The sequence below is a fragment of the Neotamlana nanhaiensis genome (assembly GCF_000943555.1).
GTDB lineage: Bacteria > Bacteroidota > Bacteroidia > Flavobacteriales > Flavobacteriaceae > Neotamlana > Neotamlana nanhaiensis.
On the sequence record NZ_JTDV01000008.1, the window covers coordinates 1 to 17,685 of the forward strand.

General features: G+C 35.4%; 13 protein-coding genes. 11 read left to right on the plus strand and 2 right to left on the minus strand.

From position 1 onward, the window contains the following. The 5 genes from PK35_RS09460 to queG all read left to right on the plus strand — a co-directional run. Positions 1–2,845: gliding motility-associated C-terminal domain-containing protein (locus PK35_RS09460; protein ID WP_044626479.1), on the plus strand; the 2,845-nt coding region annotated here is incomplete at its 5' end. 28 nt (positions 2,846–2,873) lie between these two features. Next, positions 2,874–3,830, plus strand: a complete 957-nt coding sequence (locus PK35_RS09465; RefSeq protein WP_044626480.1) for a PorP/SprF family type IX secretion system membrane protein — start codon at positions 2,874–2,876, stop codon at positions 3,828–3,830. A gap of 19 nt (positions 3,831–3,849) precedes the next feature. Then, positions 3,850–5,733 (plus strand): OmpA family protein, encoded by a 1,884-nt coding sequence (locus PK35_RS09470; RefSeq protein WP_044626481.1) that lies wholly within the window; start codon positions 3,850–3,852, stop codon positions 5,731–5,733. A 185-nt stretch (positions 5,734–5,918) separates the two neighbouring features. Continuing rightward, complete coding sequence (ruvB, locus tag PK35_RS09475; RefSeq protein ID WP_044626482.1) at positions 5,919–6,941, plus strand: Holliday junction branch migration DNA helicase RuvB; 1,023 nt, start codon at positions 5,919–5,921, stop codon at positions 6,939–6,941. 42 nt (positions 6,942–6,983) lie between these two features. Further along, positions 6,984–7,907: a tRNA epoxyqueuosine(34) reductase QueG gene (gene queG / locus PK35_RS09480; RefSeq protein WP_044626483.1), complete on the plus strand. Its 924-nt coding sequence runs from the start codon at positions 6,984–6,986 to the stop codon at positions 7,905–7,907. Positions 7,908–7,953: 46 nt separating this feature from the next. On the opposite strand, the gene PK35_RS17960 is transcribed toward queG, so the two are convergent. Together PK35_RS17960 and PK35_RS09485 are read right to left on the minus strand one after the other, a co-directional pair. Then, positions 7,954–8,076 (minus strand): hypothetical protein, encoded by a 123-nt coding sequence (locus tag PK35_RS17960; RefSeq protein ID WP_262509288.1) that lies wholly within the window; start codon positions 8,074–8,076, stop codon positions 7,954–7,956. Between the two features lie 135 nt (positions 8,077–8,211). Continuing rightward, a complete protein-coding gene (locus PK35_RS09485; RefSeq protein ID WP_044626484.1) occupies positions 8,212–9,237 on the minus strand; it encodes a LacI family DNA-binding transcriptional regulator in 1,026 nt (341 codons plus the stop codon). A 172-nt stretch (positions 9,238–9,409) separates the two neighbouring features. Here PK35_RS09485 and PK35_RS09490 point away from each other — a divergent pair, with 172 nt between their 5' ends. The 6 genes from PK35_RS09490 (at position 9,410) to PK35_RS09515 (ending at position 17,615) form a co-directional block, all read left to right on the plus strand. Beyond that, positions 9,410–12,034: a TonB-dependent receptor gene (locus PK35_RS09490; protein ID WP_044626485.1), complete on the plus strand. Its 2,625-nt coding sequence runs from the start codon at positions 9,410–9,412 to the stop codon at positions 12,032–12,034. Positions 12,035–12,128: 94 nt separating this feature from the next. Further along, positions 12,129–12,497: a glutaredoxin family protein gene (locus PK35_RS09495; protein WP_082048567.1), complete on the plus strand. Its 369-nt coding sequence runs from the start codon at positions 12,129–12,131 to the stop codon at positions 12,495–12,497. Next, positions 12,494–13,789, plus strand: coding sequence for an MFS transporter (locus PK35_RS09500; RefSeq protein WP_044626487.1), 1,296 nt, complete (start codon positions 12,494–12,496; stop codon positions 13,787–13,789). Before PK35_RS09495 ends, PK35_RS09500 begins: the two co-directional genes overlap by 4 nt. 36 nt (positions 13,790–13,825) lie before the next feature. Then, entirely contained in the window at positions 13,826–14,758 is a 933-nt protein-coding gene (locus PK35_RS09505; RefSeq protein WP_044626488.1) for a carbohydrate kinase family protein, read from the plus strand. A gap of 23 nt (positions 14,759–14,781) precedes the next feature. After that, positions 14,782–16,335, plus strand: a complete 1,554-nt coding sequence (gene gtfA, locus PK35_RS09510) for a sucrose phosphorylase (RefSeq protein WP_044626489.1) — start codon at positions 14,782–14,784, stop codon at positions 16,333–16,335. Between the two features lie 77 nt (positions 16,336–16,412). Further along, complete coding sequence (locus PK35_RS09515; RefSeq protein WP_044626490.1) at positions 16,413–17,615, plus strand: sensor histidine kinase; 1,203 nt, start codon at positions 16,413–16,415, stop codon at positions 17,613–17,615. Positions 17,616–17,685 lie beyond the last annotated feature (70 nt).

A 17,685-nucleotide genomic window follows, 5' to 3' on the forward strand; every position in this document is an offset into this window, starting at 1 on the left:
CATTGGAAGTTGCGACGATGTAAACGTAACGGTAAGTATAGTAATTAATCCTTTACCAAACGCTGGAACCCCAACTCCGGGAACATTTTGTGAGAATGAATTAGCATCAAATTCACCATTAAATTTATTAGATCAATTATCAGGTGAAGATGCAGGAGGAACATGGAGCGACGATAATGCTTCGGGAGCCTTAAGCGGTGACGATTTAGATTTAACCGCATTAAGTATTGGCACTTACAACTTTACATACACAGTAACAAATTCATTTTCTTGTACCGATAGCAGCACAGTAACTATCGCCATAGTTGAAGCCCCAGAATCTGGAACGGCTAATACGCCAGTAGAATTTTGTGAAGGTACGGCGCCATCAACTTATAATTTATTCGATTTATTAGAAGGCGAAGACCAAGCGGGTACATGGAGCGATGATGATGCTTCGGGTGCTTTAACAGGAGATACCGTAGATTTATCAAGTTTATCACCAGCAACATATAATTTTACATTCGATGTAGATGCCATTGGAAGTTGCGACGATGTAAACGTAACGGTAAGTATAGTAATTAATCCTTTACCAAACGCTGGAACCCCAACTCCGGGAACATTTTGTGAGAATGAATTAGCATCAAATTCACCATTAAATTTATTAGATCAATTATCAGGTGAAGATGCAGGAGGAACATGGAGCGACGATAATGCTTCGGGAGCCTTAAGCGGTGACGATTTAGATTTAACCGCATTAAGTATTGGCACTTACAACTTTACATACACAGTAACAAATTCATTTTCTTGTACCGATAGCAGCACAGTAACTATCGCCATAGTTGAAGCTCCAGAATCTGGAACAGCCAATGCACCTGCTCAACTATGTTTAGCGGCTATTACATCAGGACAAACTTTCGATCTTTTTGATTTATTAGAAGATGAAGACCAATTAGGTACATGGAACGACGACGATACTTCTGGAGCACTAACAGGAAACTCAGTAGCTTTAGATGCGTTAGGTGTAGGTACTTATAATTTTACATTCGATGTAGATGCGATAGGAAGCTGTGACGATGTTAATGTTACCGTTAGTATTGTAATTAGTGAAACTGCTGCGCCAACTGCAAATGCAACACAAGCCTTTTGTGATAGTGCAACCGTAGCCGATTTAGTGGCAACAGGTGATGGTACACAGTGGTATATTGCCGATACTGGTGGAACTGCCCTAAGTACTGATGCAAGTTTAACTAGCGGACAAACCTATTATGCCTCACAAACCGATCCAACTTCAGGTTGCGAATCGGCAACGAGAACTGCTGTTACAGTTACTATTTACAATTCGCCAAATGCAGGAGATTTTAGTACTTCAGCAATTATTTCATGTAATAATAACTCAAGTATCGATTTATTTACAGGTTTAGATGGATCGCAAGATACTGGAGGAACTTGGAGTAACGACGACAATGTTGGCTCACTTTCAGGAAGTACTTTTGATGCCTCGGGAATTGCTGGAGGAATTTACGAGTTTACCTATACAGTAGCAGCCACAGCACCATGTTCAAGCGATAGTATAACTATTCAAGTTACCGTAGAAGAGCCTTTAAATGCAGGTTCTGATGGTGCACCTTTAGATTTATGTAGTAATAATGGAACGGTTGATTTATTTACAGCCTTAGGTGGATCGCCAGATTCAGGAGGTATGTGGATGCCAGCATTAACTAGTGGTACTGGTGTATTCGATCCTTTAGTAGATGCTCCTGGAACCTATACTTACTCTTTGTCAAATGTGTGTGGTACGGCATCAAGTAGTATTGATGTATCGGTAACTATGGCGCCAAATGCTGGTTCCGATGATTCTATTACATTATGTACATCTGGAGCTTCTATAGATTTATTTGATTTATTAGGATCCGATGCCCAAAGCGGTGGAACTTGGATGCCAGCCTTAACAAGCGGCACTGGTGTATTCGATCCAGCAGTCGATACTGCCGATGTTTATACATACACCGTATCTGCAACATCACCTTGTGCTAACGATGCTCAAGCAAGTATTACGGTTACGGTAAACGAAACACCAACGCCAACAACATCAAATAATACACCAGAATTTTGTGCAGTTGATGCTCCAGTGGTGTCGAATTTAGACGATTTTATCACTTCAATAGGAACCATTCAATGGTATGAAGATGCAGCTTTAACGATGCCTTTAACAGGTACAGAAGCTTTAGCTGATGGCGATTATTACGCAACGCAAACTAACAGTACAGGTTGTGCTTCTGCTCAAGCGGTTCAGTTAACCGTTACAATTAACGATGCAGAAACCCCTAGTTTAACCGACTCTAATGTAGAATATTGTTTAAACGATGGACCAACTATTAGCACCTTGTCAGATAATTTAACCTACAACGCCAGTATATATGATGTTGTTTGGTACGATGCAGAAACAGGAGGTTCTATCTTATCGAGTAGTACAGCAATTAATAATTCAACTTATTACGCTGCTTTAGTCGATTTAAATACGGGTTGTGAAAGTAGTATGCGTTTAGCAGTATCGCCAAATACTACAGCATGTGGTAAAATTAAATTACCAGACGGATTCTCTCCCAATGGCGATGGTACAAACGATACATACGATGTAGATAATTTAGCCATTTTATATCCAAATTTCGAAATAGAAATTTATAACCGTAACGGAAATGTTGTTTACAAAGGTAATGCTAGTACCCCAAGATTTGATGGTACTGCAAACCAATCGCGAGTAGCTGTAAAAGGCGATTTGCCCGTAGGTGTATACTTCTATATTTTTAAATATAACGATGGCGAACACGATCCGCAACAAGGACGCTTATACTTAAGCAGATAATTATAGATAAAGCAAAAATTTAGAACAGATGAAACATTTAAATATATATCATAAAATAGTTGCTTTGTTAAGTTTGACGTTCTTGTCATTGCAAAGTAACGCGCAACAAGACCCGCAGTTTACACAATACATGTATAATATGAGTGTAATTAACCCTGCGTATGCTACGGCAGATGAAGGTATTTTAAACCTTGGTGGTTTATACCGTACACAATGGGTTGGTATGGAAGGAGCTCCAAAAACTGGAACCTTTTTTGCTCATACACCAATAAACGAAAAAATTGAAATGGGTATTTCGTTTACAAACGACAATATTGGCGACGTTGTTAACGAAAATAATATTTATGCCGATTTTGCCTATGTATTACCAGTAGGTTTCGAAAGTAAGATATCTTTTGGTTTAAAAGCAGGAGTAACGCTTTTCGATACTAATTTTAGTGATTTCGAGCTTCAATCGGGTAATCCCAGTACCGATATGGCTTTCGATGAAAATATAAGTAAAGCTTTTCCAAACCTAGGTGTTGGAGCCTTCTTTTTTGGCGATAATTATTATTTAGGCTTATCTGCCCCAAACTTATTTGCTACCAAACATCTTGAAAATGAAAATGGGATAAAAGCAACTGGTGTAGAGAATGTGCATTATTTCTTTACTGGAGGTTACGTTTTCGATTTAAATCGTGATTTAAAATTAAAACCTGCATTTATGGCAAGAGGTGTAAAAGGTGCACCGTTAGCTATCGATGTTACTGCAAATGTTTTAATTCATGAAAAGCTTGAAGCTGGTATAGGTTACCGTTTAGGTGATGCCGTTAGCGGGTTAGTTAGCTTTAGAGTTACGCCAGAACTTCGTATTGGTTATGCCTACGATTATTCAACGTCAAACTTAGGCGAGTTTAATTCAGGATCGCACGAAATTATGGTTTTATTCGATGTTGATTTATTCGGATTTAAAGGCGGATACGATCGTTCACCAAGATTCTTCTAATTTTAATAATAGGAAAAACATGAAAAAAAACATTTACATATTTGCAAGCCTTTTATTAGTTAGTGGAATGGCTTTTGCACAAAAAGGAAATACAAAACGCGCCGATAAACTTTTTGAATTACGTGCGTTTACTGATGCTGCCGAATTATACGAAACCAAAGAGCGTACTCAAGGTATGCTTCAAAATTTGGCCGATAGTTATTATTACAACAGCAGTCTTCAAAAGGCTGTAAAAACATATAGAGAACTATTTTTAGAGTATGGCGATTCTATCGATATCGATTATCATTTTCGATATGGGCAAGCCTTAAAAGGTGTGAAAAATTATAAAGATGCCGATAAACATTTAAGCATGTATTACAGAAAGCCTGTAAATACAAATGCCTTTATTCAATCTTTGGAAAAAACAACACCGCATACTTTTAATTTAAAACAAATTGTTAACGAAGGTTCTAGTAGCGATTTTGGTTTAACATTTTATGGAGATGATCAAGTGGCTTTTGCTTCGGCAAGAAATACCGATAATCCAGCTTATGCATGGAATAACTTACCGTATTTAGATTTGTATAATGGCAAATTATCAGACGATAATAAACTTATTGATATCAAGCCATTTTCTGAAGCGATTAACACCAGTTCGCACGAAAGTAATGCCGTTTTTACCCAAGATGGTAAAACCATGTATTTTAACAGAACCAATGCGGTTAGAACTAGAACTGGCGATGTAAAAATTGCCCATATTAAAATTTATAAAGCCGAATTGGTTGATGGTAACTGGACAAACGTTACCGCGCTACCATTTACTGCAGATACTTACAGTACCGAGCATCCGGCTTTAAGTAAAGATGATAAAACCTTATATTTTGCCAGTGATATGCCAGGGACTTTAGGAAGTTTCGATATTTACAAAGTGGCCATTAACGACGATGGTACTTATGGTGAACCAATAAATTTAGGACCTACAATTAATACGGTACACCGCGAACAATTTCCATTTTTAAGCGAATTTAATGTGTTGTATTTTTCATCTATTGGTCACGAAGGTTATGGTGGTTTAGATGTGTTTAGAAGTAACATGGTAAATGGCGATTTCGATAAGCCAGTTAACCTAGGAAGCTCAATAAACAGTAATTTAGACGATTTTGCGTATGTTGTTCGCGAAAAGGATAACATGGGTTATGTATCATCAAACCGCACTGGTTTCGATAGAATGTTTGGTTTTGCACGCGAGGTAAATCCGTTAACAATTTATCAAGTTGAAGGTATTGTACAAGATAAAAATAGTAGTGAATTATTAACAGGATCACTAGTTACGTTATTCGACGAGTCCGATACAGTAATTCAAGATGCTATTGTTGGCGACGATGCTTATTATATTTTTAAAATCGAACCCAATAAAAAATACAAAATTCGAGGTACCAGAAAAGCATATATTCCTCAAGATGTTGAGTTTTCAACCGATAGCAAAGGGAAAGTACAACACAATATTTACTTGAATTTAGAATCTTTTGCCGATGCAGAAGCTCGAATTAAAGAAAAAACAAGAGGTGTTCAAGTTGAGTTAGAAGAAATTTATTTCGATTTCGATAAATGGGATATCCGTGAAGATGCAGCACAAGTATTAAACGTGTTAGTAGATATTATGAAAAAATATCCAACCATGGAGATTGAAGTTTCTGCACATACCGATGTTCGTGGACCAGATGAATACAACTTAAACTTATCGAAACGTCGTGCTGCTTCTACATTAGAATATTTAGTAAGCCAAGGTATTGAGCGTAACCGATTAAAAAGTATTGGCTACGGCGAAACCCAACCGCTTAATAAATGTGTAAAAGAAGGTATTTGTACCGATGATGAATACGATGAAAACCGTCGTTGTGAGTTTACAATTTTAAAATAACCTAAACTTTTAAATAGCTTTATTTTAGCAAGAGCATTAAGCCTTTCTTCTCGATAGCTGTCGAGATTGAAGGGCTTTTTGTTTATATTTGTTTAACTATTGAACTTCTTGTCATTTCAACAGATCGCAGTATAAGCGACGAGAAATCTTATTACTAACAAAGTTCTAGTTTACACGGTAATTTTATGAACGAAAACCTAGACCCAACAAACCAAAACTTTTCTCCAGAAGAAATAGACGTTGAAAAAAAATTACGTCCGCTAGCCTTTAACGATTTTACAGGGCAAGACCAAGTGTTGGAAAATTTACAAGTATTTGTGCAGGCGGCAAATTTACGAGGTGAAGCACTCGATCATACCTTGTTTCATGGGCCTCCAGGTTTAGGTAAAACTACTTTAGCACATATTTTGGCCAACGAGCTAAACGTAGGTATAAAAGTTACATCTGGTCCCGTGTTAGACAAACCTGGAGATTTAGCAGGTTTGCTCACCAATTTAGAGGAACGAGATGTGTTGTTTATTGATGAAATACACCGTTTAAGTCCCATAGTTGAAGAATATTTGTACTCGGCCATGGAAGATTATAAAATTGATATTATGATTGAAACTGGCCCTAATGCCAGAACCGTACAAATCAATTTAAATCCGTTTACTTTAGTTGGTGCAACTACTCGATCTGGTTTGCTAACCTCGCCAATGCGTGCCCGATTTGGTATACAAAGCCGATTACAATATTATAAAACCGATTTACTAACCACAATTGTACAACGTAGTGCAAGTATATTAAATGTGCCAATTTCTATGGAAGCGGCAATTGAAATTGCAGGACGAAGCCGTGGAACACCAAGAATAGCGAACGCCTTATTACGACGTGTGCGCGATTTTGCGCAAATAAAAGGTAATGGTGCTATTGATATTAAAATAGCCAAATTTGCTTTGCAGGCCTTAAATGTTGATGCGCATGGTTTAGATGAAATGGATAATAAAATACTAACCACCATTATCGATAAATTTAAAGGCGGTCCGGTTGGTATAACTACTTTGGCAACTGCAGTAAGTGAAAGTGCTGAAACTATTGAAGAGGTTTACGAACCCTTTTTAATACAACAAGGATTTATTATGCGCACGCCGCGAGGTCGTGAAGTTACCGAGCAAGCTTATAAACATTTAGGTAAAATTAAAGGAAACATTCAAGGCGGGTTGTTTTAACACCAAGTGTCATTCTGAACTTGTTTCAGAATCTCATAATTTATGAATCTCCAATCAAAATATTCACAACTCATAAAAACCGAAGCCAAACGTCTCGGTTTTATGTCTTGTGGTATTAGTAAAGCCCAATTTTTAGAAGAAGAAGCGCCTCGATTAGAAAAATGGTTAAAGCAAAACATGAACGGCGAAATGCGTTACATGGAAAACCATTTTGATAAACGTTTAGATCCTACAAAACTGGTTGAAGATTCCAAAAGCGTGGTGTCGCTTCTATTGAATTATTATCCTTCAGAAACACAAAACAGCGATTCCTTTAAGCTATCGAAATACGCTTATGGCACCGATTATCATTTTGTAATAAAAGACAAGTTAAAATCACTTTTACATTATATTCAAGAGGAAATAGGTGAGGTACACGGTCGTGCTTTTGTAGATTCTGCACCAGTGCTCGATAAAACATGGGCAGCCAAATCGGGTTTAGGCTGGATTGGAAAAAACAGTAATTTGCTATCGCAAAAAGTAGGTTCGTTTTTTTTTATTGCTGAATTAATAATTGATTTAGAATTAGAATACGACACAATAACTACCGACCATTGTGGTACGTGTACAGCTTGCATCGATGCTTGCCCAACTCAAGCCATTGTTGAGCCTTACGTAGTAGATGGTAGTAAATGTATTTCGTATTTTACAATTGAATTAAAGGACAATATTCCATCAGAATTTAAAGGAAAATTTGACGATTGGATGTTTGGTTGCGATGTATGTCAAGATGTTTGTCCATGGAATCGCTTCTCAAAATCGCATAACGAACCTTTGTTTAATCCGCATCCAGAATTGCTTTTAATGAGCAAAAAGGATTGGGAAGAAATAACCGAAGATACGTTTAGAAAAGTCTTTAAAAATTCCGCTGTTAAGCGAACCAAATACGCAGGCTTAACGCGAAATATAAAGTTTTTAAAATCTTAAATCTCAATTATAAATTAACTTTCAAACTTACAGTTCACGATTTAAATTATCTGTAAGGAATCTCTAAAGCGTGTTTATATTTTAAAATATAAATTTTAAATTTTATGGTTAAACACCAATATTTAAAAGCCATTTCTTTTCTAATTTTATGTAACGAATTTGTTTTCATAGGCCTCATTTTAAAGTAAATGTACAAAAATTTACTTTAAATTTACAATTTGTTAACATTAAATTTACATTGAAAATATGGTTTTGAGAATGAGTTTTGTTTTTGTTATTAGTGTTTTGAGAGTTTTTTTAGACTTTATTTCGTGGAATCTCGTTTTACAAGAGCTGTTTCTAACGTTACCGTTTTTGGTGTAAATGGTTTGTTTTTCTTTTTAGCTTTAATTTCTTTAAAAAGTTGCTTAAAAGCACTTTTACCCATGTCATAACCAGGTTGATCTATAGTAGTTAGACCTGGGGAAATAACAGAGGACATAAACCAGTTACTAAAACCTACAATGCTAATATCTTCTGGTATTTTTACACCTTGTTTGCTAAATTCTGTCATGGCTCCAATAGCCACTAAATCGGTATTAATAAAAATGCCGTCAACATCATTATGGTCTTCTAAAAGTTGTTTGGCGTTTTTTTGGCCTTCTTCAAAACTCATATCACCACATTCGCAAATGTAAACTAACGACGGATCGTAAGGAAATCCATTATCAATTAAAGCCTTTTTATAACCTAAAAATCTATCAATTGAGTTTTGCGGTAAAAGCGCACCTCTAAAATGGGCAATGCGTTTACAACCCGTATCAATTAAATGTTGCGTCGCCATATAAGCCGCTTTTCTGTCGTCTATAATTACTTTGGAGCATTGAACCACTTTGGCAATTTTATCGAACATTACTAAAGGTTTATTTTGCGCAATAATAGTGTTTAGGTGTTTAAAATCTGCGGTTCCGTTAGCGAGCGAAATTATAATGCCATCAACCCGCTGACTCATTAATAAATCGAGTTGCTTTTTTTCGAGTTCGTACGATTCGTTAGATTGTAAAATAATAACCAAATACCCTTTTTTTTCGGCCTGTGCGACAATACCACGAATAACATTCGAGAAAAAGTGATGTACAATGACAGGAATGATTAAACCTATGGTTTTCGATTCTTTTGTTCGTAAATTAACAGCAAAAGCGTTGGGTTTATAGTTTAAAGTAGTTGCCAGTTCTTTTACCATGGCTCTGGTTTTTTTACTTACATCCGGATAACCTTTTAAAGCTTTTGAGACTGTGGTGATGGAAAGATTTAATTGTTCTGCAATGTCTTTTAAGGTGGCTTGTTTCATGTATAGTTTTGTTGCTAATTTAGATAAATATACTATTTATTTTAACAATCGAAAACGTTTTCGGTAATTTCGAAAACGTTTTCGATTGTTAAAATGATATTTTAAGAGTTGTTAAAATGTAAATTTGTTAAAAACAAGCTTAATAAATTATTGAATAATTAAAAACTAAAGAATGAGAACATTTAAACTAAAAGGAATTTTATTGTTTGCTATGCTGTTATCGATTGGTAGTGTAATGGCGCAATCAATTTCCGGAAACGTAAAGGATGAAGCAGGAGTGCCAATTCCTGGAGTTAATGTAATTTTAGAAGGAACCTCAAAAGGTTCGGTAACCGATTTTGATGGAAACTATACCGTTTCTGGTTTAGAAGATGGAACCTATACCGTATCTGCCACATTTATTGGGTATGCGTCTTTTTCAAAAACTGTAACCGTTAGTGGTGCTGATGTAACTGTTAATATAATTATGGCTGAAGATGCCCAATCTTTAGACCAAGTGGTAGTAACAGGTGTTGTAAATCCTAAATCTAAAATTGAATCGAGTGTATCGGTTTCTTCAATGGATGTAGAGCTAATAGAGCAAGCTTCACCAAGAAGTGCTGGAGAACTTTTTAGAAATGTGCCTGGTATTCGTGCAGAATCGTCGGGCGGTGAAGGTAATGCCAACTTTAATGTGCGTGGTGTGCCTATTTCTTCAGGTGGTTCGCGTTATTTTCAAATTCAAGAAGATGGTTTGCCATTAAACTTATTTGGAGATACCTCTTTTGGTAATGCCGATAACTTTTTAAGAATTGATACAAACATAGGTAGAGTTGAAGCTATTCGTGGTGGTTCGGCATCTACGCAAACCTCAAATGGTCCAGCAGGTATTATTAACATGATTAGTAAAACTGGAGCTACAGAAGGTGGTTCGGTAGGAACAACCTTTGGGTTAGATTACCAAACAAGCCGATTAGATTTCGAATATGGTACGCCACTTGGTAACGGTTTATCTTATCATATTGGAGGATTTGTTAGAGCAGGTGAAGGCCCAAGAGAAATTGGATACCAAGGTAATAAAGGTGGCCAGTTTAAAGCGAACTTAACAAAGCGATTTGAAAGCGGTTATGTACGTGCTTATGTAAAATTATTAAACGACAAATCGGTAATGTATTTACCAATGCCAATGTTGTTAGAGGGTAGTAACGACGATCCTACATTTTCTAACTTACCTGGTTTCGATATAACATCAGATGCAGTACACTCGACACATTTACAACAAAGTGCAGGAACATCACCATTTAGTGGCGAAAATCATGTAAACGATGTGCGCAACGGAAACAATCCAGTGTCTAAGGCTTTAGGTGCAGAATTCTCTTTTAGCTTACCAAACGATTGGAAGTTAATGGGTAAAGCAAGATATTCTAATAACAGTGGTGAGTGGGTATCTCCTTTTACAGCGGCTGTTGGTACCGTTTCAGAAATGGAAACTTTAGCTAGAGATGCGGTTGGAGCAACTGGTAACTTAGTGTATGCCGATGGTGACAGAGAAGCGTTTAATCCATCAAACGGATTAGCACAAGTAATTCACATGTTTGATGTTACTGTAGATGATTTAAGTAACTTCTTTGGCGATGTTAAAGTAACTAAGAAAATTGGTGATAATGTAGGTGTTACAGCTGGTTTATTTACAGCAACTCAAAACACTAAAATAGGATGGCAATGGAGTTCATTCTTATCAGAAGTTAAAGGTGGTGGTGATGCACGATTAGCCGATTTTGATGGCTTTTCAAGAAACGGACAATTCTCTTATGGTACGCCAATTTGGGGTAACTGTTGTCAGCGTAAATACAACACAGTACATAATGTAAACTCTCCTTATGTTGGTGTAGATGCAGACATCACCGAAAAGTTAAATTTTGATGGTAGTGTACGTTTCGAAAATGTAAATGTAAACGGAAACATTCAAGCAGGACCAACAAGTCAAGGAAATTATGATTATGATGGTAACGGAACTATTGAAGGTATTGAGCAAGTGGTGCCAGTAATTACTGGAAATGCAGGACAGGTAATTGATGATAGCTACAATTTTGTATCGTACTCTTTAGGTCTTAATTATAAGTTTAATAACGATATGGCTGTGTTTGGTAGATATAGTTCTGGTGCTTCTGGTAGAGCAGCCGATAGAAATAACTATGGTCTTAATGGAAAAGCAGATGTACAGTTTGACGAAGTTTCTCAATTAGAAGTTGGTTTCAAGAAAAGATTAAACAATGGCGTGGTTAACGTTACTGCTTTTAGAAGTAATACCGATGAAGGTTTAAGTAACGAGTTAAACCGTTCGGTAGGAAATCCTTTTAAGGCTATGGGTGTTGAAGCTGAAACCGCTTTAGCATTTACAGATAACTTATCATTTAATGGGTCATTTACTTGGACTAAAGCAGAAATTGATGGTGGCGATAACAAAGGAAATACTCCAAGAAGACAAGCCGATTTAGTGTATAACTTATCACCAGCTTATAACTTTGGCGAAGAGAGTCAGCACAGTGTAGCATTAAGTGTTTTAGGTACAACAAAATCATATGCTCAAGATGATAACGATTTAGTTATGCCAGGTTATGCATACTTCAATTTAATTGGTAGAGCTGGTTTAACTAAAGGCTTATCCTTAGTGTTAAGCGTAAATAACTTATTCGATACCGTAGGTATTACAGAAGTTGAAGGTAATGGAGATGGAGCATTTGGAGATGCACGTTTAGTAAGAGCACGTTCTATTAGCGGACGTTCAACAACCTTATCACTTCAGTATAAATTCTAAAAAGTGGTTTGATTTTTAGTGATTGTTTGGAGCTGGAAATTAATTTAACTTAAATTGTTTTCAGCTCTTTTTTTTCTAACTAAATAACAACATTATGCAATTTATTTTTAAAGTGTTTTTTATCGGACTGTTTTCGTGCATGTCATCATCTGCACAGGTCAATAACAATCAATTAGCAAAAGCTAAATACAACAAAATAATTGTGTATGGAAGCGATAGTTGTCATTATTGCGTAGATACCAAAGCATTTTTAAAGAAAAATAATGTTGAGTTTCGGTATTTTGATGTCGATGTAAATATAACAATGCAGCGCGAAATGCTTTTAAAAATGGAAAAAGCAGGATTGCCTGTAGATGAATTATCGTTACCTGTTGTAGATTTACAAGGACAGCTAATAATGAATGATGTAGCAAATTTTGAAGGATTTTTAAAGCAACTAATTTCTAAAAACAAAACAAAATGAAACTAGTAAAACCAAAATTATCGTTTTGGCAAATATTAAACATGAATGTTGGTTTTTTTGGCATTCAATATAGTTTTGGTTTGCAACAAAGTGCGGTTACACCCATTTATGATTTTTTAGGAGCGAGTCCAGATCAAATTCCAATTTTGCATTTGGCAGGTCCTGTTACGGGCTTGGTAGTACAGCCATTAATTGGTGCCTTAAGCGATAAAACTTGGAGTCCTAAATTTGGGCGTAGAAAACCATTTTTTTTAATAGGAGCCATTTTATGTAGTTTAACATTGTTGGCCTTTCCGTATAGTAGTTCGTTATGGATGGCTGCTGGTTTGTTATGGATTTTAGACGCAGGAAATAATACTGCTATGGAGCCTTACAGAGCATTAATAGCCGATAATTTAGATGAAACACAACAACCGCTTGGGTTTCAAATGCAAAGTTTTTTTACAGGTTTGGGGCAGGTTTTAGCCAATGTGTCGCTGTTTGTTTTTCCATTAATATTTATTGGTAAAACGGGATCATTGCCAACTTGGGTGTATGCATCTTTTTTCTTGGGAGCGTTTTGTTCTATAGCTTCTATTTTATGGAGTATAAGTAAAACCAAAGAAATTCCGCCAACTGAAGAAGAACTAGTGAAAATCAGGGAAAAAAAGTCTGTTTTCGAGCCAATTCTAGAAATATTTTCGGCTATAAAAGATATGCCTAAAGTAATGTGGCAATTGGCTTTAGTGTATTTGTTTCAGTGGTATGCGTTGTTTTGTTATTGGCAAAATTCATCAAAAAGTGTGGCGCTTTCAGTTTGGAAGGCAACTCCAGAAAACACCGAAGCTTATAGTGAAGCTGTAGGATGGACAGGTTTAGTAAATGGTTGGTATAACGTAGTTACTTTTTTAGTGGCTTTTGCATTGGTTGGTTTCGCAAAAAAGTTTAGTGCTAAAAAAGTACATGCTTTTTGTTTAATTATTGCCGCGTTAGGGTTTTTAGCCTTTCCGCACATAGAAAACAAAAACCTACTGTTTTTTGCCATTACTGGTTTTGGTATTGGTTGGGCAAGTATGATGGGGATTCCTTACTTAATGGTAGTTGCAGATATTCCAAAAGAGCGATATGGTGTTTACATGGGTATTATAAATATGATGATTGTAATACCAATGATTCTTCAAACGCTTTCTTTCGGCTTTATTCTTAAAAACTTCTTGAATAATGACCCTCGAAATGCAATAACTTTTGCTGGAGTATTGCTTGTAATAAGTGCTTTGTGTACGCTTTTTATAAAAAGTAAAAAGGTAGGTTAAAATTAGATAAACAGAATTTTACAGATATAATTTTCAATGGAAAATAATAATATAGATATTTTGTGTGTTGGCGAAGTTTTGGTCGATTTTATTGGGCATCAACCTGGTGTTTTAATAAACGAAACTAGAGACTATCATCGATACCTTGGCGGATCACCAACTAATGTTGCTATGAATATGGCGCGATTGGGTTTAAATGCCGCTTTAGTGGCTACGGTTGGTCAAGATGGATTTGGTGAGTATATTTTTAAGCGATTAAATGAAGTTGGTGTTAATATTGATTTTATTAAACAATTGGGAAGAAATGCGACGAGTGTTATTTTTGTATCCCGATCGGAAGGTACGCCAGATTTCTTGCCATTTAGAGATACCGATTATAAAATAACAGAAGATCAAATAACTTCAGAAACGCTTCAAAAAACAAAAATATATCATACAACTTGTTTTGCGCTAAGTAAAAAACCAGCGCAAGACACCATCATTAAAAAAGCAGAAGAAGCTTATAATTTAGGGTGTAAACTTAGTATTGATGTAAACTATGCTAGAAAACTTTGGGAAAGTAGAGATGAAGCTTTATCGGTAATAAAAGCCTATTGTAAATTCAATCCTTTGGTAAAAGTTAGCGAAGACGATATGCTGCGACTTTTTGAAAAAGAGTTGCCTTATGAAGAAATTTTTGAGTTTTTTCATAATCAAGGTGTCGATACGGTATGTTTAACCCTAGGAAGCAAAGGTGTTGTCTTGTCGCAAAAAGGAAAGGAACTCATAAAAATGCCTGCTATAAAAATTGAAAAGGTGATGGATGCAACAGGTGCTGGTGATGCTTTTTGGTCGGGATTTTTGTTTGCATATATCAATGAAAAACCTGTGACCGAATGTTTAGAAGTTGCGTTAAAATTGGCAGCGCTAAAACTTCAAAATGTAGGGAGATTGCCCGATAATATTAATATAGTTTCAAAACTTTTATAAAATAGCCTCAATATATAATCATTATGAGCTCAACTAAAAATTCTATTCCTAATGGCGTTATGCTTAACGCTTACCCAGATAGTATTGGTGAAAATTTAAGCGATATTATTTCAATGCTTAAAAAACCAGAATTTAAAGACGTCTTTTCATTGTTTTATGTGTTGCCAACTTTTTTTAATAGCGATTTAGATCGGGGTTTTTCAATAATCGATTATAATATTAACAAAGACTTGGTTTCAGAAGCCGATTTAAAAGATTTAGAAGCACTCGATATCATGCTTAAATTCGATATTGTTCTAAATCATTTGTCTGTAGCTTCACCGCAATTCAAAGATTTATTAGCACATGGTAATGCTTCTAAATACAAAGATTTTTTTATAAACTGGAATACGTTTTGGGAAGGTTATGGCGAATTAAATAGCGACGGTGTTATAAAACCAAATCCTGAATATCTCGATAAACTTTTTATGAGAAAATCAGGTTTGCCAATTTTAAAAGTGCCGTTCTCTGATGGTAGCGAACAACCTTATTGGAACACGTTTTATCAACAAATAATAGAAGATCCAGAAACTAAAGAACGTAGTTATTTAGGGCAAATGGATGTAAATGCCAAATCGGAATTGGTCTGGGAATTTTACGAAGAAACTTTAGCTAAGTTAAAACACTACGGTTGTAAAATATTAAGGTTAGATGCTTTTGCTTATTTGCATAAAGAAGTAGGAGAAACTAACTTTTTTAATAAACCAGGAACTTGGCAATATTTGGAGCGCATAAAACAAATTGCCGATAAAAATAATTTAAAGTTGTTGCCAGAAATACATGCCGAATATGGTGTAAATCTGCATGATGAGGTGGCCAAAGAAGGCTATCAAATTTACGATTTTTTCTTACCCGGATTAATGATTCATACATTGGAAACGGCAAGCAATAAAGCCTTGTATAAATGGATTAACGAGATTGTTGCAAAAGGTTATAATACCGTAAATATGTTGGGGTGTCACGATGGTATTCCGGTGCTCGATTTAAAAGGTAAGGAAATTGATGGTGTGTACAACGAAGGTCTTTTAAATGATAGCGAGATTGATGCCATTATGGAAACCGTGATGAGTCGTGGTGGTCGTGTAAAAAATATTTACGGTCCCGATGGTAAAAAAATATCTTATTATCAGGTTAATGCCACATTTTTTAGTGCATTAGGTGAAGATGAAAAAAAGCTGTTGTTGGCAAGAGCTATTCAAATGTTTATTCCTGGAATTCCTCAAGTATGGTATCTCGATTTATTTGCTGGGAAAAACGATTATGAAGCTGTCGATAACGCTGGAAGTGGTGGTCATAAAGAAATTAACCGTACTACATTGTCGCTAGAAGAAATTGAGTCTGGTTTAAAACAAGATGTGGTTTTGAAACAATTAGAGTTAATGCGTTTGCGTAACACAAGTAAAGCTTTTTCTGGTAGTGTAAAAATAAATCCGTCTGCAACACATAAAATTGATATTACTTGGAGTAATTTAGGTGAGTCGGTACAACTCATTGCCGATTTAAAAGCGGTGAATTTTAATATTTTTCATGAAAAATAGGTAGGTTCTTAATTGTTAGGTTTTAATTGGGTATGTGTATTTATTTGTGTACTTTGGTAGAGTAATTTTCTCACTCTATGATTGCACCAAAAGAACCCGAAAACGAAGGCGAACGGCTGGAACTTTTAAAGTCGTTTAATATTTTAGATAGTTTACCAGAGGCCGATTATGACAATATAACTAAAATTGCTGCCGAAATTTGTGGTGTTCCAATAGCCTTAGTAAGCTTAATTGATGATAGGCGTCAATGGTTTAAATCACACCATGGTTTAAATGTTACAGAAACTCCAAAGGAATTTGCATTTTGTGCTCATGCCATTAATACACCAAACCAGCCATTTGTAATTAACGATTCTAGAGAAGACGAACGATTTCATGATAATCCATTAGTTACTGGCGATCCGCATGTTGTGTTTTACGCTGGTATTCCGCTTACAACCAATAAAGGGATGCCTTTAGGAACCTTATGTGTTATAGATAATAAACCACATCAGCTTACCAACGAACAGTTAGAAACTTTAAAAGCTTTATCTAATCAAGTAATAAAATTACTCGAACTACGAAAAGCTAATGCGAATTTACAGACCTCATTAAACGATTTAAACGATAAAAATAAAGCATTAGAAAAGTTTGCATATTTAGCGGCACACGATTTAAAATCGCCATTATTAAACATTTCTAGCTTAGCTCAAATTTTTATTCAAGACTATAAAGGTAAAATCGATGCCGAAGGCTTAGAAATTTTAAATTTAATAATAAAATCTTCAGAGAATTTAACCGGATTAGTTGAAGGCTTACTCGATTACAGCAAAAGTGAAAGTGTGCTGGTTGAGAAAAAATCAAACCTAAGGTTTCAAGATTTAAAAAAGGACATTCAGAATCTCTTTAAAGTAGATGATAATGTCGCGATTCAGTTTAATTCAGAAATTCAAGAATTAAACATTAATAAAACAGCAATCCACCAAATTTTAATAAACCTAATTGCAAATGCTATTAAGTATAACGATAAAGATTGTATTGAAATTAATATAGATTTAAGCGATGCAGATGGTTTTTATAAGTTCGCCGTATCTGATAATGGTCCTGGGATTGCGCCAGAGCATCAAGAAAAAATTTTTCAGCTATTTCATAAGCTTAACAAGTACGACAAATTTGGTCGTACAGGAAACGGCATTGGTTTAGCTACCGTAAAAAAGCTTGTAAAAAAACTTGGTGGCGAAATAGGTGTATCATCGGTAGTAGGTAAAGGTGCATCATTTAATTTTACATTAAAAAAGTAGAGTAATTGTTGTTAATTTTTGTGTGAATTAAAACGAATAAAAAGTTTTTTATATAAAAATAAACGCAAAA

Coding starts and splice junctions, on each gene's coding strand:
- PK35_RS09465 (WP_044626480.1), top strand. CDS start 2,874: ATGAAACATTTAAATATATATCATAAAATAGTTGCTTTGTTAAGTTTG.
- PK35_RS09470 (WP_044626481.1), top strand. CDS start 3,850: ATGAAAAAAAACATTTACATATTTGCAAGCCTTTTATTAGTTAGTGGA.
- ruvB (WP_044626482.1), top strand. CDS start 5,919: ATGAACGAAAACCTAGACCCAACAAACCAAAACTTTTCTCCAGAAGAA.
- queG (WP_044626483.1), top strand. CDS start 6,984: ATGAATCTCCAATCAAAATATTCACAACTCATAAAAACCGAAGCCAAA.
- PK35_RS17960 (WP_262509288.1), bottom strand. CDS start 8,076: ATGAAAACAAATTCGTTACATAAAATTAGAAAAGAAATGGCTTTTAAA.
- PK35_RS09485 (WP_044626484.1), bottom strand. CDS start 9,237: ATGAAACAAGCCACCTTAAAAGACATTGCAGAACAATTAAATCTTTCC.
- PK35_RS09490 (WP_044626485.1), top strand. CDS start 9,410: ATGAGAACATTTAAACTAAAAGGAATTTTATTGTTTGCTATGCTGTTA.
- PK35_RS09495 (WP_082048567.1), top strand. CDS start 12,129: ATGCAATTTATTTTTAAAGTGTTTTTTATCGGACTGTTTTCGTGCATG.
- PK35_RS09500 (WP_044626487.1), top strand. CDS start 12,494: ATGAAACTAGTAAAACCAAAATTATCGTTTTGGCAAATATTAAACATG.
- PK35_RS09505 (WP_044626488.1), top strand. CDS start 13,826: ATGGAAAATAATAATATAGATATTTTGTGTGTTGGCGAAGTTTTGGTC.
- gtfA (WP_044626489.1), top strand. CDS start 14,782: ATGAGCTCAACTAAAAATTCTATTCCTAATGGCGTTATGCTTAACGCT.
- PK35_RS09515 (WP_044626490.1), top strand. CDS start 16,413: ATGATTGCACCAAAAGAACCCGAAAACGAAGGCGAACGGCTGGAACTT.